The sequence below is a fragment of the Bosea sp. F3-2 genome, from assembly GCF_008253865.1.
In the GTDB taxonomy this organism is placed as follows: Bacteria; Pseudomonadota; Alphaproteobacteria; order Rhizobiales; family Beijerinckiaceae; genus Allobosea.
In genome coordinates this window covers 2,860,428-2,883,337 of record NZ_CP042331.1, presented here as the reverse complement: position 1 = coordinate 2,883,337, position 22,910 = coordinate 2,860,428, and the positions used below count along the sequence as shown (strand labels likewise).

23 protein-coding genes are annotated in these 22,910 nt (G+C 66.0%); 10 read left to right on the top strand and 13 right to left on the bottom strand.

Annotated elements, in window-relative coordinates; genetic code table 11:
* Positions 1 to 23: 23 nt before the first annotated feature.
* From mmsB to FQV39_RS13240, 5 genes are all read right to left on the bottom strand, one after another.
* Positions 24 to 911: a 3-hydroxyisobutyrate dehydrogenase gene (gene mmsB, locus FQV39_RS13260; RefSeq protein ID WP_149130721.1), complete on the bottom strand. Its 888-nt coding sequence runs from the start codon at positions 909 to 911 to the stop codon at positions 24 to 26.
* Between the two features lie 189 nt (positions 912 to 1,100).
* Entirely contained in the window at positions 1,101 to 2,255 is a 1,155-nt protein-coding gene (locus tag FQV39_RS13255) for an isobutyryl-CoA dehydrogenase (RefSeq protein ID WP_149130720.1), read from the bottom strand.
* 7 nt (positions 2,256 to 2,262) lie between these two features.
* Positions 2,263 to 2,670 (bottom strand): type II toxin-antitoxin system VapC family toxin, encoded by a 408-nt coding sequence (locus tag FQV39_RS13250; RefSeq protein WP_149130719.1) that lies wholly within the window; start codon positions 2,668 to 2,670, stop codon positions 2,263 to 2,265.
* Entirely contained in the window at positions 2,667 to 2,927 is a 261-nt protein-coding gene (locus FQV39_RS13245) for a FitA-like ribbon-helix-helix domain-containing protein (RefSeq protein WP_149130718.1), read from the bottom strand. Before FQV39_RS13245 ends, FQV39_RS13250 begins: the two co-directional genes overlap by 4 nt.
* A 50-nt stretch (positions 2,928 to 2,977) precedes the next feature.
* Complete coding sequence (locus FQV39_RS13240; RefSeq protein ID WP_149130717.1) at positions 2,978 to 4,474, bottom strand: CoA-acylating methylmalonate-semialdehyde dehydrogenase; 1,497 nt, start codon at positions 4,472 to 4,474, stop codon at positions 2,978 to 2,980.
* A gap of 123 nt (positions 4,475 to 4,597) precedes the next feature.
* Between FQV39_RS13240 and FQV39_RS13235 the strand changes: the two genes are divergently transcribed.
* On the top strand, positions 4,598 to 5,527 hold the full coding sequence (locus tag FQV39_RS13235) for a LysR family transcriptional regulator (protein WP_248313358.1): 930 nt from the start codon (positions 4,598 to 4,600) through the stop codon (positions 5,525 to 5,527).
* Between the two features lie 27 nt (positions 5,528 to 5,554).
* On the opposite strand, the gene FQV39_RS13230 is transcribed toward FQV39_RS13235, so the two are convergent.
* Positions 5,555 to 6,046 (bottom strand): MarR family winged helix-turn-helix transcriptional regulator, encoded by a 492-nt coding sequence (locus FQV39_RS13230; RefSeq protein WP_248313357.1) that lies wholly within the window; start codon positions 6,044 to 6,046, stop codon positions 5,555 to 5,557.
* Between the two features lie 164 nt (positions 6,047 to 6,210).
* Between FQV39_RS13230 and FQV39_RS13225 the strand changes: the two genes are divergently transcribed.
* Positions 6,211 to 7,008, top strand: coding sequence for an SDR family NAD(P)-dependent oxidoreductase (locus FQV39_RS13225; protein WP_149130714.1), 798 nt, complete (start codon positions 6,211 to 6,213; stop codon positions 7,006 to 7,008).
* 51 nt (positions 7,009 to 7,059) lie between these two features.
* Here the strand turns inward: FQV39_RS13225 and FQV39_RS13220 are convergent, their stop codons facing one another.
* From FQV39_RS13220 to FQV39_RS13210, 3 genes are all read right to left on the bottom strand, one after another.
* Positions 7,060 to 8,346: a GGDEF domain-containing response regulator gene (locus tag FQV39_RS13220; protein ID WP_248313356.1), complete on the bottom strand. Its 1,287-nt coding sequence runs from the start codon at positions 8,344 to 8,346 to the stop codon at positions 7,060 to 7,062.
* A gap of 91 nt (positions 8,347 to 8,437) precedes the next feature.
* Positions 8,438 to 10,189, bottom strand: a complete 1,752-nt coding sequence (locus tag FQV39_RS13215) for an ABC transporter permease (RefSeq protein WP_149130712.1) — start codon at positions 10,187 to 10,189, stop codon at positions 8,438 to 8,440.
* A gap of 30 nt (positions 10,190 to 10,219) precedes the next feature.
* Positions 10,220 to 11,200 carry an ABC transporter substrate-binding protein gene (locus FQV39_RS13210; RefSeq protein ID WP_149130711.1) on the bottom strand — a complete coding sequence of 327 codons (981 nt, stop codon included), beginning with the start codon at positions 11,198 to 11,200 and terminating at the stop codon, positions 10,220 to 10,222.
* 235 nt (positions 11,201 to 11,435) lie between these two features.
* Here FQV39_RS13210 and FQV39_RS13205 point away from each other — a divergent pair, with 235 nt between their 5' ends.
* The 6 genes from FQV39_RS13205 (at position 11,436) to FQV39_RS13180 (ending at position 17,388) form a co-directional block, all read left to right on the top strand.
* Complete coding sequence (locus tag FQV39_RS13205; RefSeq protein ID WP_149130710.1) at positions 11,436 to 12,821, top strand: ABC transporter substrate-binding protein; 1,386 nt, start codon at positions 11,436 to 11,438, stop codon at positions 12,819 to 12,821.
* Between the two features lie 159 nt (positions 12,822 to 12,980).
* The gene (locus FQV39_RS13200; protein ID WP_472840643.1) at positions 12,981 to 13,856 is read left to right on the top strand and encodes a carbohydrate ABC transporter permease; all 876 of its coding nucleotides are present in this window, start codon (positions 12,981 to 12,983) and stop codon (positions 13,854 to 13,856) included.
* Positions 13,853 to 14,689, top strand: a complete 837-nt coding sequence (locus FQV39_RS13195; RefSeq protein ID WP_149130708.1) for a carbohydrate ABC transporter permease — start codon at positions 13,853 to 13,855, stop codon at positions 14,687 to 14,689. The genes FQV39_RS13200 and FQV39_RS13195 overlap by 4 nt, the downstream gene beginning before the upstream one ends.
* Positions 14,690 to 14,994: 305 nt before the next feature.
* Positions 14,995 to 15,963, top strand: a complete 969-nt coding sequence (gene tal, locus FQV39_RS13190; protein ID WP_149130707.1) for a transaldolase — start codon at positions 14,995 to 14,997, stop codon at positions 15,961 to 15,963.
* A gap of 7 nt (positions 15,964 to 15,970) precedes the next feature.
* The gene (locus FQV39_RS13185) at positions 15,971 to 16,681 is read left to right on the top strand and encodes an SDR family oxidoreductase (RefSeq protein WP_149130706.1); all 711 of its coding nucleotides are present in this window, start codon (positions 15,971 to 15,973) and stop codon (positions 16,679 to 16,681) included.
* Between the two features lie 110 nt (positions 16,682 to 16,791).
* Entirely contained in the window at positions 16,792 to 17,388 is a 597-nt protein-coding gene (locus FQV39_RS13180) for an HdeD family acid-resistance protein (RefSeq protein ID WP_149130705.1), read from the top strand.
* A 112-nt stretch (positions 17,389 to 17,500) separates the two neighbouring features.
* On the opposite strand, the gene FQV39_RS13175 is transcribed toward FQV39_RS13180, so the two are convergent.
* Complete coding sequence (locus FQV39_RS13175) at positions 17,501 to 18,034, bottom strand: hypothetical protein (protein ID WP_149130704.1); 534 nt, start codon at positions 18,032 to 18,034, stop codon at positions 17,501 to 17,503.
* Between the two features lie 227 nt (positions 18,035 to 18,261).
* On the opposite strand from FQV39_RS13175, the gene FQV39_RS13170 reads away from it, so the two are divergent.
* Positions 18,262 to 18,825, top strand: a complete 564-nt coding sequence (locus FQV39_RS13170; protein ID WP_187640270.1) for a YceI family protein — start codon at positions 18,262 to 18,264, stop codon at positions 18,823 to 18,825.
* Positions 18,822 to 19,394 (top strand): cytochrome b, encoded by a 573-nt coding sequence (locus tag FQV39_RS13165; RefSeq protein ID WP_149130702.1) that lies wholly within the window; start codon positions 18,822 to 18,824, stop codon positions 19,392 to 19,394. The genes FQV39_RS13170 and FQV39_RS13165 overlap by 4 nt, the downstream gene beginning before the upstream one ends.
* Here the strand turns inward: FQV39_RS13165 and FQV39_RS13160 are convergent.
* The 3 genes from FQV39_RS13160 to FQV39_RS13150 form a co-directional block, all read right to left on the bottom strand.
* On the bottom strand, positions 19,391 to 19,903 hold the full coding sequence (locus FQV39_RS13160) for a hypothetical protein (protein ID WP_149130701.1): 513 nt from the start codon (positions 19,901 to 19,903) through the stop codon (positions 19,391 to 19,393). The two genes, FQV39_RS13165 and FQV39_RS13160, sit on opposite strands and share 4 nt — an antisense overlap.
* 98 nt (positions 19,904 to 20,001) lie before the next feature.
* Entirely contained in the window at positions 20,002 to 21,678 is a 1,677-nt protein-coding gene (locus FQV39_RS13155; RefSeq protein ID WP_149130700.1) for a thiamine pyrophosphate-binding protein, read from the bottom strand.
* The gene (locus tag FQV39_RS13150; protein ID WP_248313355.1) at positions 21,671 to 22,873 is read right to left on the bottom strand and encodes a CaiB/BaiF CoA transferase family protein; all 1,203 of its coding nucleotides are present in this window, start codon (positions 22,871 to 22,873) and stop codon (positions 21,671 to 21,673) included. Before FQV39_RS13150 ends, FQV39_RS13155 begins: the two co-directional genes overlap by 8 nt.
* Positions 22,874 to 22,910: the final 37 nt, after the last annotated feature.

Below are 22,910 nucleotides of genomic sequence, written 5' to 3'. Positions count from 1 at the left end.
CAGCCCCGCCGCGCAAGCGCGTCTCACGCCTGCCCGCGTCCGCGCAGGAGATGGATGATGCCGGAGAAATCGGTATTGCCTTCGCCCCAGGCATTGTGCAGCCCGAAGAGCTGAGCCGCCGCCGCGCCGAGCGGGGTCGAGGCCCCGGCCGCCTGTGCTGCCTCCTGCGCCAGCTTCAGATCCTTGAGCATCAGAGCCGAGGCAAAGCCCGGCTTGTAGTCGTTGTTGGCGGGCGAGGTCGGCACCGGCCCCGGGACAGGGCAGTAGGTCGTCAGCGACCAGCACTGGCCGGAGGAGGTCGAGGCCACGTCGAACAGGGCCTGATGGGAGAGCCCGAGCTTCTCGGCCAGCACGAAAGCTTCGGAGACGCCGATCATCGAGATGCCGAGGATCATATTGTTGCAGATCTTGGCGGCCTGTCCGTTGCCGGCGCCGCCGCAATGCACGATCTTCCGGCCCATCTTGGCGAGGATCGGCTCGCCCTTGTCGAAGGCGTCATTCGCACCGCCGACCATGAAGGTCAGCGTCGCGCCCTTGGCGCCGCCGGTGCCGCCCGAGACGGGAGCGTCGAGCGAGAGGCAGCCGCGCTCGGCCGCCAGCGCATGGGCCTTGCGTGCGCTCTCGACGTCGATGGTCGAGGAATCGATCAGCAGCGTGCCCGGCTTCACCGCCGGCAGGATATCGGCCCAGACCGAGAGCACATGCTTGCCGGCCGGCAGCATGGTCACTACGACCTCCGCATCGGCCACGGCCTCCTTGGCCGAACCGGCGATCCCGACGCCGAGCTCAGCCGCGGCATTGCGCGACGCCTCGACCAGATCGAAGGCTTTGATGCTGTGCCCGGCCTTGACGAGGTTGCCGGCCATCGGGCCGCCCATATTGCCGAGGCCGATGAAGGCGATGTTGGTCATGGTTGTTTCCTTCCCTCTTGTTACTTGATCGGGCGCGGGGAACCCCTCTCCTGTAAGGAGAGGGGCAGGGGTGAGGTGTAGGCCAGAGATCGCCGAGGCTCAGTCCCAGACTAGCACTGGCAAACTGGTGTGCCGTCCTGCCCTCACCCCTGCCCCTCTCCCACACGGGAGAGGGGTTCCCCGCACCCTTCAATTGCCCTTCGCTCGGCCCACCAACCCACGCGCCACGATCATCCGCATCACCTCGTTAGTGCCTTCGAGGATCTGGTGGACGCGCAGGTCGCGGACGATCTTCTCGATGCCGTAATCGGCGAGATAGCCGTAGCCGCCATGGATCTGGAGCGCCTGGTTGGCGACCTCGAAGCCGGTGTCGGTGGCGACGCGCTTGGCCATGGCGCAGAGCTTGGTCGCATCCGGCGTCTTGGCGTCGAGCGCGGCAGCCGCACGCCACAGGAAGGTGCGGGCCGCCTCCAGCTCCGTCGCCATGTCGGCGAGCTTGAACTGCAACGCCTGGAAATCGGCTATTGCGGAGCCGAAAGCCTTGCGCTCCTTGGCGTAGGCGAGCGCCTTGTCGAGCGCGCCCTGCGCGCCGCCGATCGAGCAGGCGCCAATATTGAGGCGCCCGCCGTCGAGGCCGGCCATGGCGACCTTGAAGCCGATGCCCTCCGGGCCAAGGCGGTTCGCCACCGGTACGCGGCAGTTCTCGAAGATCACGGCGCGCGTCGGCTGGGCGTTCCAGCCCATCTTCTTCTCATTGGCGCCGAAGGAGAGGCCGGGCGTGTCTTTCTCGACCACGATGGTCGAGATACCGGAAGGGCCGGGCTCACCGGTGCGCACCATCACGACATAGATGTCGGAGACGCCGGCCCCGGAGATGAACTGCTTCTGCCCGTCGAGGACGTAATGGTCGCCGTCCAGCACCGCCCTGGTCTTCAGCGCGGCGGCGTCGGAGCCGGCGCCGGGCTCGGTCAGGCAATAGCTGGCGAGATGCTCCATCGTGCAGAGCTTGGGCAGGAAGCGCTGGCGCTGTTCGTCCGAGCCGTAGCGGTCGATCATCCAGGCGCACATGTTGTGGATCGAGATATAGGCCGCGACGGTGGGGCAGCCGGTCGAGAGGGCCTCGAAGATCAGCGCCGCGTCGAGCCGCGTGAGGCCGGAGCCGCCGACATCTTCCTGGATGTAGATGCCGCCCATGCCGAGTGCGGCGGCGGCGCGCATCTCTTCGACCGGGAAATGCTTCTCCTCGTCCCAGCGCGCGGCATGGGGCGCCAGCGTATCAGTGGCGAAATCCTGCGCCATGTCGCGGATGGCGATCTGGTCTTCGGTGAGGGAAAACGGGGGCATGGCGTGCTCAGGCCTCGATCAGATGGATCAAGCGGGCATATCTGGTATCAGCCAGTTTGCGTGCGAAGCGTGCGTCGGAGGTCGCCAGGGGAAGAGCCCGGCTCTCCGCGAGCGCGAGGAAAACACAGTCTGAGCAGGGATGCGCGAGTTCGAGCGAAAGCTCGAAGACGCGCGGCATCAGGGAAGCGGTGTCTTCGACCCTCGGCAGAGAGCGCTCGGCAAGTTCGTAGGCGGCCCGAGCGTAGTCGTTTGAGATGTCCTTGCGGCGGACGGACCGTGTCAGCGCTCCGGCGATTTCAAGCCGGATCAGGTCGGGCGAACTGAGCTCTTCCGTCGTGATGAGAAACTGGCGGGCCGAACCGCTGCGGACGCCGTCAACCACCGCGTCGAAAAGCACGCTCGTGTCCAGGATCATGATGGGTCCTCGTCCTCGCCTTCCATCTCGTCCCGGACAGCCCGCACGACGTCGGCCCCGGAGGTGCCGACTTTCGCGAAGCCGTACTCGCGCTCGAATTTCTCGAAGAGCGCCTTGCGCTCGGCGGCTGTCGGCGGAGCGCCGCGCTTCAACGCCACGCTCGCCTCATGCTGCAGCGAGGTGCCGTTGATCTCGGCGCGCTGTTTCAGCCTTTGCACGAGAGCGTCCTCGACATCCCTGATCAGCAGATTGCCCACTGCATGGCCTCCCTTGCTATCAATTATGATAGCAAGGGAGTGGGCGTCTCTCAACCCATCGTCGGGATAACGAAGCTGGCGCCGTCCTTGACGCCGCTCGGCCAGCGCGCCGTCACGGTCTTGGTCTTGGTGTAGAAGCGGATCGAATCCGGGCCGTGCTGGTTGAGATCGCCGAAGGCGGAACGCTTCCAGCCGCCGAAGGTGTAGTAGGCCAGCGGCACCGGGATCGGCACGTTGATGCCGACCATGCCGACCTGCACCTTCGAGGCGAAGTCACGGGCGGCGTCGCCGTCGCGAGTGAAGATCGCGGTACCGTTGCCGTATTCGTGGTCGTTGGTGAGCTTCAGCGCCTCGTCATAGCTGTTGGCGCGGACGACCGAGAGCACCGGCCCGAAGATCTCCTCCTTGTAGATCCGCATGTCCTTGGTGACGTTGTCGAACAGGCAGCCACCGACATAGAAGCCGTTCTCGTAGCCCTGCATCTTGAAGGCGCGGCCGTCGACGACGAGCTTGGCGCCTTCCTGCACGCCGACATCGACGTAGTGCTTGATCTTCTCCATCGCCGCCTTGGTGACGACCGGGCCGTAATCGGCGGTGACGTCGGTCGAGGGGCCGACCTTGAGGCTCTCGACGCGCGGGATCAGCCGCTTGACCAGCTCATCGGCCGTCTTCTGGCCGACCGGGACCGCAACCGAGATCGCCATGCAGCGCTCGCCGGCCGAGCCGTAGCCGGCGCCGATCAGCGCATCGACCGCCTGGTCCATGTCGGCGTCGGGCATGACGATCATGTGGTTCTTGGCGCCGCCGAAGCACTGCACGCGCTTACCGTTCGCGCAGCCGCGGGAATAGATGTACTCGGCGATCGGGGTCGAGCCGACGAAGCCGACGGCCTTGATCTCGGGATGGTCGAGGATGGCGTCGACCGCTTCCTTGTCGCCATTGACGACGTTGAGGATGCCGGGAGGGCCACCCGCCTCGATGAACAGCTCGGCGAGGCGCATCGGTACGCCGGGATCGCGCTCGGACGGCTTCAGGATGAAGGCGTTGCCGCAGGCTATGGCCGGGCCGAGCTTCCAGAGCGGGATCATCGCCGGGAAGTTGAACGGGGTGATGCCGGCGACGACGCCGAGCGGCTGGCGCAGCGAGTAGATGTCGATGCCGGGGCCGGCGCCGTCGGTGAACTCGCCCTTCATCAGGCCGGGAACGCCGAGCGAATACTCGACCACCTCGACGCCGCGCTGGATGTCGCCCTTGGCGTCGGGAATGGTCTTGCCGTGCTCGCGGGCGAGCAGTTCTGCGAGCTCGTCGTAATTCTGGGCGATGAGGTCGAGGAACTTCATCAGCACGCGGGCGCGGCGCTGCGGATTGACCGCGGCCCATTTCGGCTGCGCCTCGGCGGCATTCTGCACGGCCGCGTCGAGCTCTGCTGCCGAGGCGAGCGCGACCTTGCCGATCACGCTGCCGTCCATCGGCTGGAAGATGTCGGAGCTGCGCCCCGAGGTGCCGGCGACCTGCTTGCCGCCGATGAAATGGCCAACCTGACGCATGGCGCCCTCCCTACGAATTGGTGGTGTCGTGATCTTGCTGACTCCCTACCATTCTCGTTTGCGCACGGCTATAGCAAGAGTGAAACGCCGGTCGTGCGAAAACACAAATACAGGGAGGGCGCCTTGGAGCGATTCGACTGGGACGATCTGCGCTTCTTTCTCGCCGTGGCGCGCTCGGGGCGCCTGACGGCTGCGGCCCGCAGGCTTGGCGCCGATCACGCCACCGTCTCGCGCCGCATCACGTCGCTGGAGGAAGCGCTCAAGGCGAAGCTCTTCGAACGTCGTCCGCAAGGTTACACGCTGACCGCGCATGGCGAGCGGCTGCTCGCCAAGGCGGAGAGTATGGAGACGGAAGCGCTCGCGATCCAGAGCGATATCGGCGGTGCGGACATGGCTTTGTCCGGCACGGTCAGGATCGGCGCGCCAGACGGTTTCGGCACCGCCTTCCTGGCGCCGCGCCTCGCGACCTTCGCGAGGTCCTATCCCGGGCTGGAGATCCAGCTCATCGCCATGCCGCGGCTTTTGTCGCTGTCGAAGCGCGAGGCCGATGTCGCGATCACGCTGGCCCCACCCAAGGAGGGCAAGGTCGTTGCCCGCAAGCTCTCGGACTACCGTCTCGGCCTCTACGCCTCGCCGAGCTATCTGGCCTCGATGCCGCCGGTCACGAAGCCGGAGGATCTCTTCGAGCACCGCGTCATCGGCTATATCGACGACCTTATCTTTTCGCCGGAGCTCGACTATCTCGACGAGGTCGCCAAGGGCTTGCGCGCCCATGTCCAGAGCTCCAGCGTCATCGCCCAGATGAATGCCGTGGCGGCGGGCGCGGGCATCGGCGTGATCCATCACTTCATGGCGGAGGGCGAGCCGCGCCTCATCCCCGTGCTGCCGGAGACAGTGCAGATTACACGCTCCTTCTGGCTGCTCGTCCATGCCGATTTGAAGGATGTCGCGCGGGTGCGCGCCATCGTCGATTTCATCGTGCGTGAGGCGAAAACGTCCCGGACGTTGCTGATGGGCGAACCGAAGGTGGAGCATCGCGCCGCGGCTGAATAGCGCGAAGGGCGAGACCGCGCGGATCTTTCAGGGCTCGTCCTGCGGATCGAGCGCGCGGCCGCTGCGGTAGGCGTCGAGGAAGCGATCGGACGCGATCAGATCGGCCAGGGCCCGCAGATTCTTCGCAACGCCGGAGCCGAGCGTGGTCTCGACCCGCCCATTGGCTGCCGCCCAGCGCGAAACGGCCTGCTGGAGGCGCTCCCGGCCCGCCGGCGTCAGGCTGGCCCGCTTGCTGCGCCTGTCCTCCAGATCGGGATGGAGCTCGACCAGCCCGTCCCGAACCAGCGGGCGCAAGGCGTGAGTGAGCGCCGAGATCTGGATGAGCTGGCGTGCCGCGATTTCGTTGAGTGTTGGTCCTTTGCCGTCCTCGGTCAGGCTATTGATCGCGGCGAGCAGGCCGAACTGTGTCGCCTTCAGGCCGAGCGGCGCGATCGCATCGTCATAGAGCTGGCCGAGCCGCCGCGTGGCGCGACGGAGGGCGGTATTCGTGCAGGCTAGCGCGAAGAACGCCTCCGGCACATCCTCCTGCGCGCCGCAGGCTTCTGGGAGCCTCTGATCGGATTTTCTGTTCATGCCGCTAAAATAGTTGAGCCCCACACTATTGAAAGGGGAACATGGTCTCCCATTTGATTGAGCGCTCAACAAAAAAAGTTGAGTGCTCAAATTCAACAGGACACTTCACCATGGGCACGCCTTCCCACCGCAAGCTCGCTGTCGTTACCGGAGCTTCCGCCGGCATCGGTGCCGTTTATGCCGATCGCCTGGCGGCGCGCGGATACAATCTTCTGCTGATCGCACGCCGGCGTGACCGGCTTGAGGAGGTGGCCAGCCGGATCGCCGCCTCTCATGGCCGCAAGGCCGAGATCCTGGTTGCCGATCTCGCCGAAGAAGCCGACATCGCACGTGTCGAGCGTGATCTCGCGGGGCGGGAAGACATCGAGCTTCTCGTCAACAACGCCGGCATCGCCCGCTTCGCGCCGATCGCGAAGGCGCCTGCTTCGGACTCTGTCGCCCAGATCGCCCTGAACATCGGCGCACTGACGCGGCTCACCCATGCGGTCCTGCCGGGTTTCGTGGCGCGCAACCGCGGCACGATCATCAATATCGCCTCGATCCTCAGCCTGCACACGCTGCCCTACAGCGCGGTCTATAGCGGCACGAAGGCCTATGTCCTGGCGTTCTCGCGCGGCCTGCAGTCCGAGCTCGAGGGAACGGCGGTGAAGGTCCAGAGCGTGCATCCGCCGGCGACGGCGACCGACATCTGGGAGCTGGCGGGCGTGTCCCTGGAGAACTTCGACCCCGAGAAGGTGATGACCACGGAAGATCTGGTCGATGCCGCGCTCGCCGGGCTCGATCGGGATGAGGCGATCACCTGGCCTTCGGTCGCGGATGAAGCGCTGTGGGCAGCGTTCGACGATGCCCGCACGGCGATCGTCACGGCGTCGCAGACCCGGAAGCCGGCACCGCGTTACGCCGCCTGAAACGAACTGCCCTTCCGCAGGTCGTCCATCGTGAGACGGCCTGCCCGGGGTTCAGACGGCGTCGGCGCAGACCCGGTTCCGGCCGCTTTGCTTGGCGACATAGAGCGCACGGTCCGCCAGGCCGAGGCAGGCGTCCAGTTCGTCCTCGTGGCCGATCTGGGCCACGCCCAGCGAAACCGTGAGAGCGAGCGTTTCGTTCTCCAGGACCAGCGGCTCGCGGGCGATCGCCTCTCGGATATCGTCGCAGAGCCGGGTGGCCTCGGCGAGGTCGGCGCCCGGAAAGAGGATTGCGAACTCCTCGCCGCCGATGCGCGCGAGCAGGTTGAAGCCGCGCTCGGCGGACGCGCTTAAGCCCCGCGCGACGGCTGCCAGCGCCTTGTCGCCGCCGTCATGGCCGTAGCGGTCGTTCAGGCGCTTGAAGTGGTCGACGTCGAGGATGGCGATCGAGATGGGCAAGCCCATCTCGCGCGCCTCGCCCACCAACTGCCGGCCGCGTTCGAAGAAATGGCGGCGATTGAACAGGCCGGTGAGGAAGTCGCGTGCGGCGAGATCCTGCAACTGCTTGAGCTGCGTCAGCGTCTCGACATTGGACGCGATGCGGCATTGCAATTCCTCGAGCACGAAGGGGCGCGAGACGAAGTCATGCGCGCCAGCCTTGAGGAAGCCCGCCGAGGTCTTGCGGTCGGTCGAGGACGAGATGCCGAGAAGCCGGACATGCGGATGGAGCCGCCGGATGCGGCGCGCCAGCTCGAAACCATCCATGTCGGGCATGTAGTAGTCGCTGACCACGAGTTGGATGTCGGGATTGGCTTCCAGGATCGTCAGCGCCTCCTGCCCGGAGCCAGCCTCAACGACCGCATATTGCTGGATCGAGAGCATGCGGGCGAGCACCTTGCGGGTGGTGCGGGTGTCGTCCACGACGAGGATGCGGGTGTTGCGGTTGTCCAGCGCCCGTTTGACCGTGTTGACGAGATTGGGCAGGGCAAACTCGTTGTCTTTCAGGACGTAGTCGATCACCTCTCGTTCCATGATCCGCCCGCGCGTGGCGAGATCGAAGGTGGCGGTGAAGACGACGGAGGGGATGCCGTGGGTCACGGTCCAGTCCAGCGCCTCGCCGCGGGGAGCATCGGGCAGGTTGAGATCGACGACCGCGATCGCATAGGCGCCCGGCGCCGCGACGATGATCTCGCTCAGGTCCTTGAGCGAACCGCAGGTCGTGACGGGCAGCCCGGTCTCAGCTTCGAGGAACTGCCGTAGCGCCAGCGAGAAGGTCCGGGAGTCCTCGATGACGAGAATCCTGCGGTCGTCGGCAATCGGATCTTGTCTGGTCTGAAGCATCGTAAGAGCACCCATGCTTCATCTAGGGCGCTCTCAAGTTTAATTTTCCGTCACGGCCGGGCTGGGACTGCGTGGCCGCTGGCGCGCTCTCCTAAAGGCGCCAGGGCAGGATGTTCTGGGGGAGGTGCCGGCCGAGCAGGTCGAGGGTCAGCATCGCGATCAGGATGATGGCCGAGGCACTGATGGCGACGGCCGCCGCTTCGCCGGCCAGCCCCGCTTCCTTGAGACTGAACAGTACGACGCCGAGCGTCTCGGTGCCGGACGACCAGAGCAGCGCCGATACGGTGAGCTCGTTGAAGGCGACGAGGAAGACCATGAGCGCCGAGACGGCCGCTGCCGGGGCCAGGATCGGCGCCACGATGAAGCGCAGCATCTGCCAGAGGCTGGCGCCGTCGAGCTTTGCCGCCTCCTCGTGATGCGCTTCGATCTGGGCCATGGCTGCGACCGGTGCCTTCAGCGCCAGCGGCAGGAAGCGGGCGAGATAGGCGAAGAGGATGATGAAGGGCGTGCCGTAGATGCTGACGCCGATCAGCGGCAGCGGCTTGAGGAAGATCAGGATGCAGGCGATGGCGAGGACCACGCCCGGCAGCGCATAGGGCAGTTCGATCATGAGTTCGATCGGGCGCCTCAGCTTGCCCATTCGCCGTTCGAACCCATAGGCGAAGGCGATCGCGAGGAAGGCCAGGATCACCGCGGCCGCGCCAGCGAAGAGCAGCGAATTGCGGAAGGCGCGCATCGTCACGGCCTGCCGCAGCAGCACCTCGCTGAACTTGTCGAAGGTCAGGGTCTGCCAGGAAAGGGCGACGCCGAGCGCTGGCGTCAGCGCCTCGCTCAGCAGCGCGAGTAGCGGCAGGCCGAGCTTCAGCGCCAGCAGCAGCCAGAGCCCGGCCGCGACGAGGGGCCGGGCGGCACCGAGCTGCCAGAACGGTTCGGGCGGCCGCTCGATCTCGACCTTGCCGCGCTGGCGGCGGGCGACGAGCGCACCGGCGACGATGCCGAGCGCCGCCACGATGCCGACGAGCACGGCAAGCGCCGCCGTCTCGCCGAGGCTCGACGGACCGAAGCTCGACAGCCGGCGATAGATCAGCGTCGGCAGCGTCAGATAGTTCACCGGCAGGCCGAGCAGGGCAGGGATGCCGAAATTGCCGACGCCTGCGACGAAGGCGATGAGCCCGGCTGCGACGATCTGCGGCCGCAGCACCGGGATGACGATCCGCGCGGTGATGGTGGTGGGCGAGGCGCCCTCCATCTGCGCTGCCTCGATCAGCGATTGCGGGATGCTGCGCAGGCCGGTCCAGAGGGTGATCGCGACCAGCGGCGCATGGTGCAGGGCCATCACCAGGATGATGCCGCCGCGGCCCAGCAGCGGGTTCGGCGTGCCCGGCGCCGGCGCGAGGCCGATCAGCGACAGGATCTGTGAATTCGGCGCGAACAGGCTCAGGAAGGCGAGCGCTGCCACCTGCGGCGCAATCATCATCGAGAAGACGAAGGCGAAGGCGAGGGGGCGCTTGCCGCGGACATCGGTGACGCCGAGCGCCAGCGCGACGATGCCGCCGACGAAAAGGGCTCCGAGCGCGGAAAGGCAGGCGGTTTCCAGCGTATGCCAGGTCGCGGTGACGGCGGAGCGGCTCGCCATCTCGGCGAAGGCTGCATCCGGCGCGAACTGCCAGCCGGGCGCGAAGGCTGCCGCGACGAGCCGGAAGAAGGGCAGCCCGCCGAGCAGCAGTGCGACCGCGACGACCAGCACCGGCAGGCCAAGGCCGTCCGGCAGCCGCAGCGGCGGCAGAGGCGGAGCCGCAAGCGCGGGCTCCCGCTTCGCATTTCGGTCGATGGCCAGCGTCATGGCGCCGGCGCCCTTAGCACGGAAGCCGCCTTACTCGAAGATCGAGCTGAAGCGCTTGCGCGCTGCGCTCTCTTCGGCGAGCGCCTTGGCCGCGTCGAAGGACATCAGCTTGATCGCGCTGCGCGCCGGGTAGCCGGCCGGGAGGGCGACATCGGGATGGGCCGCGACATAGCCCTGCTTCAGCGCCAGTTCCTGACCGTCCTTCGACAGCAGGAAGTCGATGAAGGCCTTGGCGGCCTCCGGGTTCTTCGTACTCTTCAGGATCGCGACCGGCTCGCTGACGGCGGAGACGCCCTCGCTCGGGAACACGAACTCGACCGGCGCGCCCTTGGCCTTCTCGCGGATCGGCATGAAGTCGACGATCATGCCGTAGAGCTTCTCCCCGGTCGCGACCTGGCGGAGGATGTCGCCATTGGCGCCGGCGGCCAGCGTGCCGTTCTCCTTGAGCTTCTCGTAGAAGCCCCAGCCGTCCTTCAGGTTGCTCGTCAGCGTGATGGTGTGAATCAGCGCTGCGCCGGAATTCAGCGGGCTCGGCATGGCGAGCTGGTTCTTGGCTTCCGGCTTGGTGAGATCGGTCCAGCTCGCCGGCTTCATCGCCGCCTTGGTGTTGTAGACGATGCCGGTGGTGATCAGCTTGGTCGCGAACCACATCTTCTTCGGGTCATGGACGCCGGCCGGATAGGCGGAGACATCGGCCTTGTCGTGGGCGAGCAGCCGGTCGTCCTTCTTGAGGCCTTCCATCGTCACCGAATCGGCGATGAGGAGGACGTCGGCCTGCGGCGCGCCGGCCTCGAATTCCGCCTTGAGCTTCGCCATGATGCGCGGCGTTCCGTCGCGGACGAAGGAGATGTCGACTTTCGGATATTTCGCCTTGAAGGCGTCGATCGTCTGCTGCGCGTCGGTGTTCGGCTGGCTGGTGTAGAGCACGAGCTTGCCTTCGGCCGCGAGCGCGCCGGACGCGGCGGCAAGGCCAGCCGCAATGATGAAGGCATTCAAGGCCTTGCGCTGCATGGAACTCTCCGTCTCTGAATCGCGGTTGCGAGATGGCGTTGCGCGTAGACTGCACAGATGACGGTTCGGTGAAAGCGGGCGCCGGAACCGGGTGCCTGGAGCCCACGCAGATTGGAATTAAAAATACTATTTGGAGAAGGCCGGGGCGGCTTGTTTCCTGCGGGGCTTTTCGACTAGGGTCGCGGCAAGGCGATTAAAACGTCAGATTAAAACGGTTTAAACGGGAGGTTATCGAATGAAATTGGTTCGCCATTTCGCCATGGGAACGGCCGTGGCCGCGGTCGTCGCGGGCTGGTCCGGCGCTGCCTCGGCGCAGGAAGTCCTGACGGCCTGGTTCACCAAGGGCTTCTACAAGGGCGAGGACGACGCGTTGCTCGCGGTTGTCGACAAGTTCCAGAAGGCGACGGGGGTCAAGGTCGAGCTCTCGCTCTATGCAACCGAGGACTGCGTCACGAAGTCGGTCGGCGCCGTCGACGCCGGCACGCCGCCGGATGTCGGCTTCTGCACCACCTATGATTTCCGCACGACCGGCAAATGGGCCTATGACGGCAAGCTCGAAGACGTCTCGGACGTGCTCGAGCCGCTGAAGTCCGAGCTGCAGCCGATGGCGCTCTCGACCACCTTCCTGATGAACGGCAAGACCGGCAAAAAGTCCTACTATGCCTTCCCGGTCGAGCAGCAGATGATGCACATCACCTACTGGAAGGACATGCTGGAGGAGGCCGGCTTCAAGGAGGCCGACATCCCGAAGACCTGGAACGGCTACTGGGACTTCTGGTGCGACAAGGTGCAGGGCTCGCTGCGCGCCAAGGGCAAGCGCATCTACGGCATCGGCCACCCGATGGGCATTGCCGCCTCGGACACCTTCTATTCCTTCCTGACCTTCGCCAACGCCTATAACGCCAAGGTTGTTGACGAGAACGGCAAGATCGTGCTCGACCAGCCCGAGAACAAGAAGGCGATGGTCGAGGCGGTGAAGTCCTACGCCAACATCTTCCAGCGTGGCTGCACGCCGCCGTCCTCGGTCAACTGGCTCGATCCGGACAACAACGTCGCCTTCCACAACCGCACCACCGTCGCCACGCACAACGCCACGATCTCGATCGCCGGCAAGCACATGGACGACATGAACAACGCCTCGCTCACGGCTGAGCAGCGGGCGCAGGCCAAGAAGAACTACGAGGACAACATCCGCACGGCCGAGTTCCCGCTCAAGGCCGACGGCAGCAAGATGACCAACCTCGCCGCGGTCAAGACGGCGGTGATCTTCGCCGATGCCAAGAACAAGAAGCGTGCCAAGGAATTCATGGCCTTCTTCATGAAGGACGAGAACCTGCGGCCCTTCGTCGAAGGCTCGGCCGGCCGCTGGGTCCCGACGACGCTGAAGGCCATCGAGGCACCGTTCTGGTCTGACGGCAAGGACCCGCACCGCGCGGTCGTCTACAAGCAGTACAAGGACGGCACCGTGCCGTTCCAGTTCGTCTACAACTACAACTTCACGACCGTGAACGCCGAGAACGTCTGGGCCAAGGCCGTGAACCGCGTGGTGCAGGACAAGATCCCGGCCGAGCAGGCCGTGGACGAGATGATCGCCCGCATCAAGCAGATCGCCGGCTCATGAACAAAGGGACGGATCGCCGGAGCGGATAAGCGTATCCGCTCCGGCGATCCGGGCGCCGCGCTCGTTTCGCTTGCGCACACGATCCGCCGCGGCAATGCTTGCTGCGGCGGAACTTTCATCGGGTGAGAATTCCAGGGAGAGTCCATGAGCACTGCCGCCATGACAGCGCCGATTTCGGCACCGCGCGAAGATAAATCGGGCTTCACGCGCGACCGCGCGGTCTGGGGCGCGATCATGCTGGCGCCCTATGTGCTCGTCTTTGCTGTGATGGTGGTCTATCCCGTGGCCTACGGCCTCTGGCTCGGCCTCAACTGGAATTCCTACCGGGCTCTCTTCGCCGACCCGATCTTCATCCGCACCGTTGTCAACACGATCATCTTCCTGTTCGTGGCGGTGAATCTGAAGTTCCTGATCGCGCTCTTGCTGTCGGGCTTCTTCGTGCAGCAGCGGGCCTGGATCCGCATCGTGCTGGTGCTGTTCATCCTGCCCTGGGCGGTGCCGTCGATCCCGACCATCCTGTCCTTCCGGGTGATGCTCAACCCCGAGAACGGCATGGTGAACCAGCAGCTCTTCCAATGGTTCGGTGTCATGGAAGGGCCGGGCTGGCTGACCGATCCGACGCTCGCCTTCGTCTGCTCGATCTTCGTCCATATCTGGAAGTCGCTGCCGTTCTGGACGCTGATCCTGATCACCGGCCGGCTCGCCATCGCGCAGGATCTCTACGAGGCCGCGAGCGTCGACGGCGCCAATCGCTGGCAGCAGTTCCGCTTCATCACCTGGCCGTCGCTGGCGACGCTCTATGTCACCTCGACCATGCTCTCGATGATCTGGACGCTGGGCGACTTCAACAGCGTCTACCTGCTGACCGGCGGCGGGCCCGGCGACCTCAACCATGTGCTGGCCACGCTCGGCATCCGCTACATGCGTAACAACAATCTCGACCTCGGCATCGCCTCGATCATCGTCGCCATGCCGCTGATCCTGCCGATGGTCTTCGTGATGGTGAAGCGCCTGTCGAAGGGAGCCGAGGCATGAAAAAGGTTCTCGACGAAGGCAAGCTGATCCTGATCGCCATCCCCGTGCTGATCTGGACGCTGCTGCCGATCTACCACCTCTTCGTGCTGTCGATCTCGAACCAGGAATCGATGCTGGCCGGCAAGCTCTGGCCCGACCAGCCGACGCTGCAGAACTTCCAGATCGTCTTCAAGCAGCAGCATTACTACCTGCACAATTTCTGGCTGCAGATGTTCAACAGCTTCTTCATCGCGGTCGCGACGGGGCTGATCACGCTGTTCGTTGCCACCTTCGCCGCCTTCGCCATCGCTCGGCTCAAGGTGAAGGGCGGGCGCACGATCATGAACCTGGCGCTCGCGACCTATCTCATCCCGGCCGCCTTCCTCGCCATCCCGATGTACAAGGCGATGGGCTCCTACGGTCTGCTCAACACGCAGGCCTCGCTCATTCTGGCGATGGTCGCGCTGGCCTCGCCCTATGCGATCTGGGTGCTGAAGCAGGCCTCCGACAAGCTGCCCAAGGAGCTCGACGAGGCGGCGGTGATGGACGGCGCCACTTCGCTCCAGCTTTTCCGGCTGGTCTATCTGCCGCTGATGAAGCCCTCGATGGTGGTGATCGGCATCTACGCGCTGCTGCTCGCCTGGAACGAGTATCTCTACGCGTTCCTGCTGCTCTCTTCGGAGAAGGCGGTGCCGCTCGCGGTCGGGCTTGGCCTCTTTCTCTCGGCTGACGATGCGCCCTGGAACCTGCTGATGGCGGCAGGCCTGCTCTACGCCATCCCGCCGGCAGTGATCTATTACGGTTTCCGTAAGAACATGGTCGGCGGCCTGACCTCGGGCGCGGTAAAGAGCTGAGGGCTCGATTGCCGACGCGGGTCATTCTCGGGCGCAGCGAAGCGGAGACCCGAGAACTCCTGAAAGAGATGCTCGGGTCGAGCCCGAGCATGACGGGAACCGGCCATGCATAGCCGGATTGCCTCTCCCCTCTCGCAATCGTGCCGAACAGGCGTCACATTGCAGGCGTTAGATCGCCGCGCGTCCCATGGGGCGCGGTAAGGGTGATCTATGCATTTGTTATTGCATCGGATTTTTCCGAAAAGTGGTTTCCACTTTTCGGTCCGATGTTATAGCCTGACGAAGACGATTTCCAGGAAAAGACGATGACCGCCTCCAAGCTCGACCAGCTCCGCGAAATGACCACCGTCGTCGCCGACACCGGCGACATCGAGGCCGTACGCCGCTTGAAGCCGGTCGACTGCACCACCAACCCGACTCTGATCCTCAAGGCCGTCGAGACTCCGGCCTATGCCCATCTCGTCGACGAGGCGATCGGCTGGGGCAAGAAGCAGGGGAGCGGAGAAAAGGCGGTCCACGCTGTCTGCGATCGCCTTGCCGTGAGCTTCGGCACCGAGCTGTCCAGGATCGTGCCCGGCCGCGTCTCGACCGAGGTCGATGCCGATCTCTCCTTCGACACGCAGGCGAGCATCGAGAAAGCCCGCGCCATCATCGCCGCCTATGAGGAGCGCGGCGTCGGCAAGGACCGCATCCTGATCAAGATCGCCTCGACCTGGGAGGGCTTGCAGGCGGCCAAGGTGCTGCAGGGGGAGGGCATCGACTGCAATCTGACCCTGCTCTTCGCGCTGCCGCAGGCGATTGCCGCCGCCGAGGCGAACGCCTTCCTGATCTCTCCCTTCGTCGGCCGCATTCTCGACTGGCACGTCAAGGCGGGCGGCGGCCCCTACACGGCCGACACCGATCCTGGCGTGGTTTCGGTGAAGAGCATCTATGCCTACTACAAGACCTTCGGCATCAAGACGGTCGTCATGGGGGCCTCCTTCCGCAACACCGGCGAGATCGAGGCGCTGGCGGGCTGCGACCGCCTGACCATCGGTCCGGGCCTGCTCGACGAACTCGCCGCCGCGACCGGCGACTTGCCGCGGCGCCTGTCCCCGGCCTCGTCGCCGCAGGTGGCGTCGGGCTTCAACAAGCGACTGGGCTTCGACGAGAAGGCCTTCCGCTTCGCGATGAACGAGGACGCGATGGCGACCGAGAAGCTGGCGGAGGGCATCCGCGGCTTCGTCAAGGACCTGCGCGGCCTGCGCAAGCTCGTCGCCGAAAAGCTCGGCTGAGGCCGTCATGGCGGAGCGGCGGATCGCCGTCGTCACCGGCGGCGCCAAGGGCATCGGCGCCGCAGTGGCGGACCGGCTGGAACAGGACGGCCTGACGCCCGTCATCTGGGACATCACCGCTCCGGCCACCGCCGGGCGCCGCCATATCACCTGCGACGTCTCGGATGAGGCTGCCGTCGCGCAGGCTCTGGGCGCGACCGAGCGCGAGCACGGCCCGATCGCGGTCCTCGTCAACAATGCCGGCCTGACCGGTCCCTCGACGGCGGTTGCCGAGACACCACTCGCGCAATGGCAGAAGATCCAGGCGATCAACCTGACCGGGACGTTCCTGTGCTCGCGTGCGGTGGCGGCCGCGATGGTGCAGCGGGCCTACGGCCGCATCGTCAACATCGCCTCGCTCGCCGGCAAGGAGGGCACGCCGATGCTCTCCGCCTATAGCGCCGCCAAGGCCGGCGTCATCGCCTTCACCAAGGCGCATGGCAAGGAGCTCGCGGGAACCGGCGTTCTGGTCAACGCCGTCGCGCCGGCAGCGGTCGAGACGGATCTGCTGCAGCAGATGAGCAAGGAGACGGTCGCGACCATGATCGCCAAGAGTCCGTTGGAGCGCCTCGGCACGGTTGCGGAGTTGGCCGAGTTGGTCGTCTGGCTCGCGAGCGAGCGCTGCAGCTTCTCGACCGGCGCGGTGTTCGATCTTTCGGGCGGGCGCGCCACCTACTGACGCCCGGCTTGCGTCAGATCATTGACGCAACCGCTGCGTGGGTTTCTCATGCGATCCGTCGATGAGGCGGCCACGGCTGTCGCGGCCTGCCCGGAACGGAGTCGGCTGCCATGAGCACACCGTCTGAAGCCTCCAATCCTCCCTCCCTCGGTACGCATCTCATTCCGCTCCGGCGCAACTGGGGCTGGCTGCTGGCCGAGGGTATAGTCCTCGTCATCCTCGGCGTCCTCGGGCTTGGCGCCGTGGCGCTGCTCAGCCTCGCGAGCGCGATCTGGTTCGGCGCGATGATCTTCGTCGGCGGCATCGTCGTGCTGATCGACGCCTTCCGCCATCAGGGCTGGAAGAGCAGGCTGTGGCACATCCTGATCGGCGTGCTCTACGTCGCGGTCGGCGTGATGACCTTCGTCAATCCGCTGGTGGCGACGGCTTCGCTGACCCTGTTGGCCGGCGCAGCTTTGGTTGCGACGGGCGTGCTGCGCCTCGTCATGGCCTTCCAGAACCGGGAGCTGCCCTATTGGGGCTGGGTCGCGTTTTCCGGCGTGCTGTCGCTGCTGCTCGGCGGCATGATCCTGGCGCAGTGGCCCGCCTCGAGCCTCTGGGTGCTCGGCACCTTCCTGGCGATCGAACTGATCTTCCAGGGCTGGGCGGCGATCGCGCTGGCGCGCGCCATTCGCTCGACCTTCGACGGGGTCCGGTCGCGGGGCTGATGCGGGAAGGCTTGAGCATCGGACCGAAAAGCAGAATCCACTTTTCGGAGAAATCCGATGCTCAAACAAAGGGATAGATCGCTACTTCGCGTCCGATAGGACGCACGGCGATCTAGGGCTGAGCGGTTTCGCGCAGGACCGTCGGCTGGACCAGGGAGATGTCGGCCGGGCTGGGCGGTGCGTCGCGGAAATCGCGGAAGAAGCTGCGGCCGCCGGCCGCGGCCGCTTGCAGCTGGCCCTTCCAGCTCTTCTCGCCGGGCTTGCCGCCTAGCGCGGTAAAGTCACCCTCGATCATGTGATCGCTGTCGCGGCCCTGATAGACCAGCACGCCGCGCGCCGTGACGACCACATCGCCGCGTCGCAAAGTCGGGTCCTTCAGGTACCAGTCGGGGTCCCGCTGCGGATCGAGCTTCACCACGGGCGGCTTCGGCTTGGAAGCGACTTCGGCCGCCGCACGTTTGCGGCGCGGTTTCACGGTGACGTTGAGTGGATCATAAGGCTCGATCGCGATCATCGGGCGCGGTCGCGGCCGCCCGAACAGGGCATTGGCCAGATCGTCGAGGAAGCCGGCAGCGCCCGCCGGCATGGTCGCGGCGATGGTCGCCACCGCTGCGACACACACGACCTTACGCAACCGTCCCGTCATCTCGCGGCCTCCTGCCGGAATAACAACTGACGAGTTCATGCAAAGTTTCAACGACACGGCGCCGGCGCGCTTAACGGCCAGTCAACCCGCTGCGGATGTGGGAAGCTGCCATCAACCTTGATAGGTCGATCTTGAATCACCTTTCCGTGTTCCGGCTCTCGCGGCCATGGCATTTCCTTCAAGTTGACGGATGGTCGCTTCTTCCCAGGCAGCTTCCGGGTGCCACCATGATCAGGATCGTTGCCTTCTCACTCGCAGCCCTGCTGGCCGCATCGCAGGCGCAGGCCCAGTCCACTTGGAGCTTCGATCGGGGTTCGACCGAAGTCAGCTTTATCGGGCACCGTTTCGGGGCCGCGGTTACGAACGGGCGCTTCGAGCGCTATGACGGCAGCTTCGCCATCGATTTCGACCATCCTGAGCGAAGCCGCGTCCGCGTGACGCTGGAGACTGCATCGATCAAGGCGGGCTCACCATTGGTCGACGGCTTCATTTCTGGGGAGAGCATGCTCGATGCAGCCCATTATCCCGTGGCGAGCTTCGTTTCCGAGAACGTGTCGCGCACTGGCGAGCACAGCCTCGACATCCGCGGCAGGTTGACGATCAAGGGCGTAACGCATCCTTTCGATGTGAAGGCGACCGTGGACGGTGACATCGAGCGGGCGAAGCGCGGCGATGCGCTGCCCTTCCAGGCTAGCGGCAGCTTCCTGCGGCCGGCCTACGGCATCGGTCGCGACGTAAACGTTGTCGACGACCGGATCGACATCGTCATCAAGGGGCGCCTGAAGCGATGAGAGGTGGGGCGAAGCAGCCTGCCCGCTGGCATCCGGCCAGCGTGGTGCTGCACTGGCTGACGCTGCTGCTCGTGCTGTTCCAGTTCTGGATCGCGGGCCCGATGCGGGACGAGAGCCGCGACCTCATCTCCCGCTTCGAGCTCTACCAGCGCCATAAATCCGTCGGGCTGACGATCGCGCTCTTCGTCGTGCTGCGGCTTGTCCTGCGTCTCGTCGTCCCGCAGCCGGGTCCGTTCGAGAGCAATCCCTGGCTGCGCGGCGCGGCGGGCACTGTCCATGCCTGTCTCTATCTTTGCCTGCTGGCGCTGCCGGTGACGGGGCTCCTCTTGGCGGCAGCCTCGCCGATCCAGATCCCGACGCTCTACTTCGGGTTGTTTTCCGTGCCGCACCCGATCGGTCCAAACCCGGAAACCTATCGCCGGATGTTGGCATGGCACGGCTGGGCGGGCAATGTCCTGATCGCGCTCGGCGTGGTGCATGTGGCGGCGGTTGCCGTCCATATGCTGGTCTGGCGCGACGGGCTTCTCAGCCGGATGTGGTTCGGTCGCGTTGACCGTAGACGTGTCTAGCGGCTCGTCGCCGGCTGGCCGTTGTCGCTGGCTTCCGCTGTCACGGCGTCCGTCCTGACTGGGTTGCTATGGAACATGGTGCGGCCGCCGGCGGCTGCGGTCTGCAGATTCTGCTTCCAGCCCTTGGCGTCGCTGCCGCCAAGGGCGACGAAATCGCCGGGGCGCGTCGCATCGCTGTCGCGGCCTTGGTAAACCAGCACGCCGCTTGCGGTGACGACAATATCGCCCCGTCGGAGCGTCGGGTCCTTCAGATACCAGTTCCGGTCGGTCTGCGGGTCGAGTTTGGCGGTCGGGGGCTTGGGCTTCGACGATGCTTCGGGCGCCCGCGGGCGTGGCCTGGCCCGCGGCCTCTCGTCGTCGAACTCATAGATCGGTGAGGCATGCAGGCGGGGCGGGCCGAAGATCGCCCGCGCCAGACTGTCGAAGAGCCCCGCCGCCTTGGCGCCGGGCGCGGCCGTGGCGGCGAGCAGAGCCGCTGTCCCGAACCGGATCGCAAATCCGTGCCTCATCGCCGAGCCCTCCGCATCGTCGTCTCCTCAACGACGTTTGGTCGCGAAAGGTTCGGCTCCGGTTCAGGCGCGACGGCGAGTTTTTTGCTTCGGCGCGATCAGTGCTTGCCCTTGACGGCGAAGGCCTCGGCTCGGATCGTCGAGAGCGACTTGGCTGGCGTGATCGCCTCGGGGTCGAGCAGGCAGTGGATGATCGCGGGCTTGCCGCTCTTCACCGCACGCTCGAAGGCCGGCGCGAACTCCGCCGTCGTCTCGACGCGCTCGCCATGGCCGCCGAAGGCCTTGGCGTAAGCCGCGAAATCCGGGTTCTTCAGCGTCGTCGCCGAGACGCGGCCGGGATATTCGCGCTCCTGATGCATCCGGATCGTGCCGTACATGCCGTTGTCGACCACGACGACGATGACCGGCAGATCGTATTGCACCGCCGTCGCGAAATCCTGCCCATTCATCAGGAAGCAGCCATCGCCGGCGAAGGCGACGACAGTGCGCTCGGGGAAGATGCGCTTGGCGCCGATCGCCGCCGGCACGCCGTAGCCCATCGAGCCGCAGGTCGGGGCGAGTTGCGTCGCGAACTTGTTGAAGCGGTGAAAGCGGTGCACCCAGGTCGCGTAGTTGCCCGCGCCATTGCACATAATGGCGTCGTCCGGCAACTGGCTGCGCAGCCAGCGCACCATCTCGCCGGGGTGGAACGCGCCGGGCACGGGCGCCGGCTGCTCGCTCCAAGCGATGTAGGATTCATGGGCGGTCGCGCTCGCCCCGGTCCAGGCCGGAGCCTTGGGCGGCTCGATCGCAGCCAGCGCGGCGCAGAAGCCGGCCGGCGAGGCGTTGATCGCGTGCGTCGGGCGATAGACCCGGCCGAGCTCTTCCGGATCGGGATGGACATGGACGAGCGGCCGGCCCGGATTCGGGATGCCGAACAGGGTGTAGGATTGGCTCGGCATCTCCGAGAGGCGCCCGCCGATGAGCAGGACGAGGTCGCTCTCCTTGATGCGGGCGAGAAGCTTCGGGTTCGGGCCGATGCCGAGATCGCCGGCGAAGTTCGGATGGTCGGCCGGGAACAGCATCTGCCGGCGGAACGACACCGCCACCGGCAGGTCGAAACGCTCGGCAAAGGCCTGGAACTGCGCGATCGTCTCGGGGCTCCAGCGCGAGCCGCCGAGGATCGCGATCGGCGACTTGGCCGCGGCGAAGCGCCTGGCGAGATCGTCCATCTGCACCGGTGAAGGATGCTGCTCGGTGACCTGATAGGGCTCGGCGTCGGCGACGTCAGCCATGTCGGTCAGCACGTCCTCGGGCAGCGCGATCACGACTGGGCCGGGGCGGCCCGAGGTCGCGACATGGAAGGCGCGGCTGATGATCTCCGGGATGCGCGCGGCATCGTCGATCTCGGTCGCCCATTTCGTCATGGTGCCGAAGACGGCGCGGTAGTCGAGCTCCTGGAAGGCCTCGCGCTCGCGCATGCCGCGCTCGATCTGGCCGACGAAGAGGATGAGCGGGGTCGAGTCCTGATCGGCGATATGGATGCCGGGCGAGGCATTGGTGGCGCCGGGGCCGCGCGTCACGAAACAGATGCCGGGCTGGCCGGTGAGCTTGCCCGCGGCCTCTGCCATCATGCAGGCGCCGCCCTCGGCCCGGCAGATCGTGACCTTCATCGAGGCGTCGTGCAGTGCGTCGAGCACCGCGAGATAGCTCTCGCCCGGGACGCAGAAGGCGTCGGTCGCGCCATGGATCAGAAGCTGGTCGACGAGGATCTGCCCGCCGGTACGATTAGCCATGCTGCGGCCCTCCCCAGGCCGGATCGTTCAAAATGTCGTCTGCATGCTCGCCGAGCCGCGGGCTCGGTCGCCCGGCCACCTGCCGTACGCCGTTCATGACGATCGGCGAGGCGACCGTCGGAATGTGGCCCGCCTTGGCGGCTGCGCTCGGCAGCTCGACCTTGACGCCGCGCGCGATCACTTGCGGGTCGGCGAAGACCTCGCCGATGTCGTTGATCGGCCCGGCTGGCACGCCGACCTTCTCCAGCCCGGCCAGCAGCTCGGCCTTGGTCTGGCGCCGGCAGAGCTCGTGCAGCCGCGCCGTCAGCGCGACGCGGTTCTTCACCCGCGACTTGTTGTCGACATAGTCCGGCAGCTCGGCCAGCGCCGGCTCGCCGAGCACCTCGCAGAGCTTGCGCCACTGCCCGTCATTGCCAGTTGCGATGATGATGTGGCCATCCGCGACCGGGAACACGTCATAGGGCACGATGTTCGGATGCGCGTTGCCGAGCCGCGGCGGCGGATTGCCCGAGACCAGATAGTTCATCGCCTGGTTGCCGAGCACCGCGACCTGGGAATCGAGCAAGGCGAGATCGAGCGTAGCACCTTCGCCGGTCGCATCACGCTGGCGCAGCGCCGAGAGGATGCCGACCGTGGCATAGAGCCCGGTATAGATGTCCGCGACCGCATAGCCGGCCTTCATCGGCGCGCCCGCGGGCTCGCCGGTGATCGACATCGCCCCGCCCATGCCTTGGACGAGGAAGTCGTAGCCGGCGCGCGGCGCATAGGGCCCGTCCTGCCCGAAGCCGGTGACGGAGCAATAGACGAGGCGCGGGAATTCCTGGCGCAGCGAGGCGGCGTCGAGCCCGTATTTCTGCAGGCCGCCGACCTTGAAGTTCTCGATCACCACATCGGCATGGGCGGCGAGTCGCTTGACCAGCGCCTGCCCCTCGGCCGTGCGGAAATCGGCGGTGATCGAGCGCTTGCCGCGATTGGCGGCGTGGAAATAGGCGGCGGAGAGATGCTCCTCGCCCGTGCCCTCGACGAAGGGCGGGCCCCATTTGCGGGTGTCGTCGCCCTCGGGCGCCTCGACCTTGACGACATCGGCGCCGAGATCGGCCAGGAGCTGGCCGATCCAGGGACCTGCGAGGATGCGCGCCAGTTCGAGGACGCGCAGGCCGGCGAGGGGAGGGGCGGGAGGCATGGGGAGGGACATGGAGACAGCCTGAACGCCGTCATCCCGGGCTTGTCCC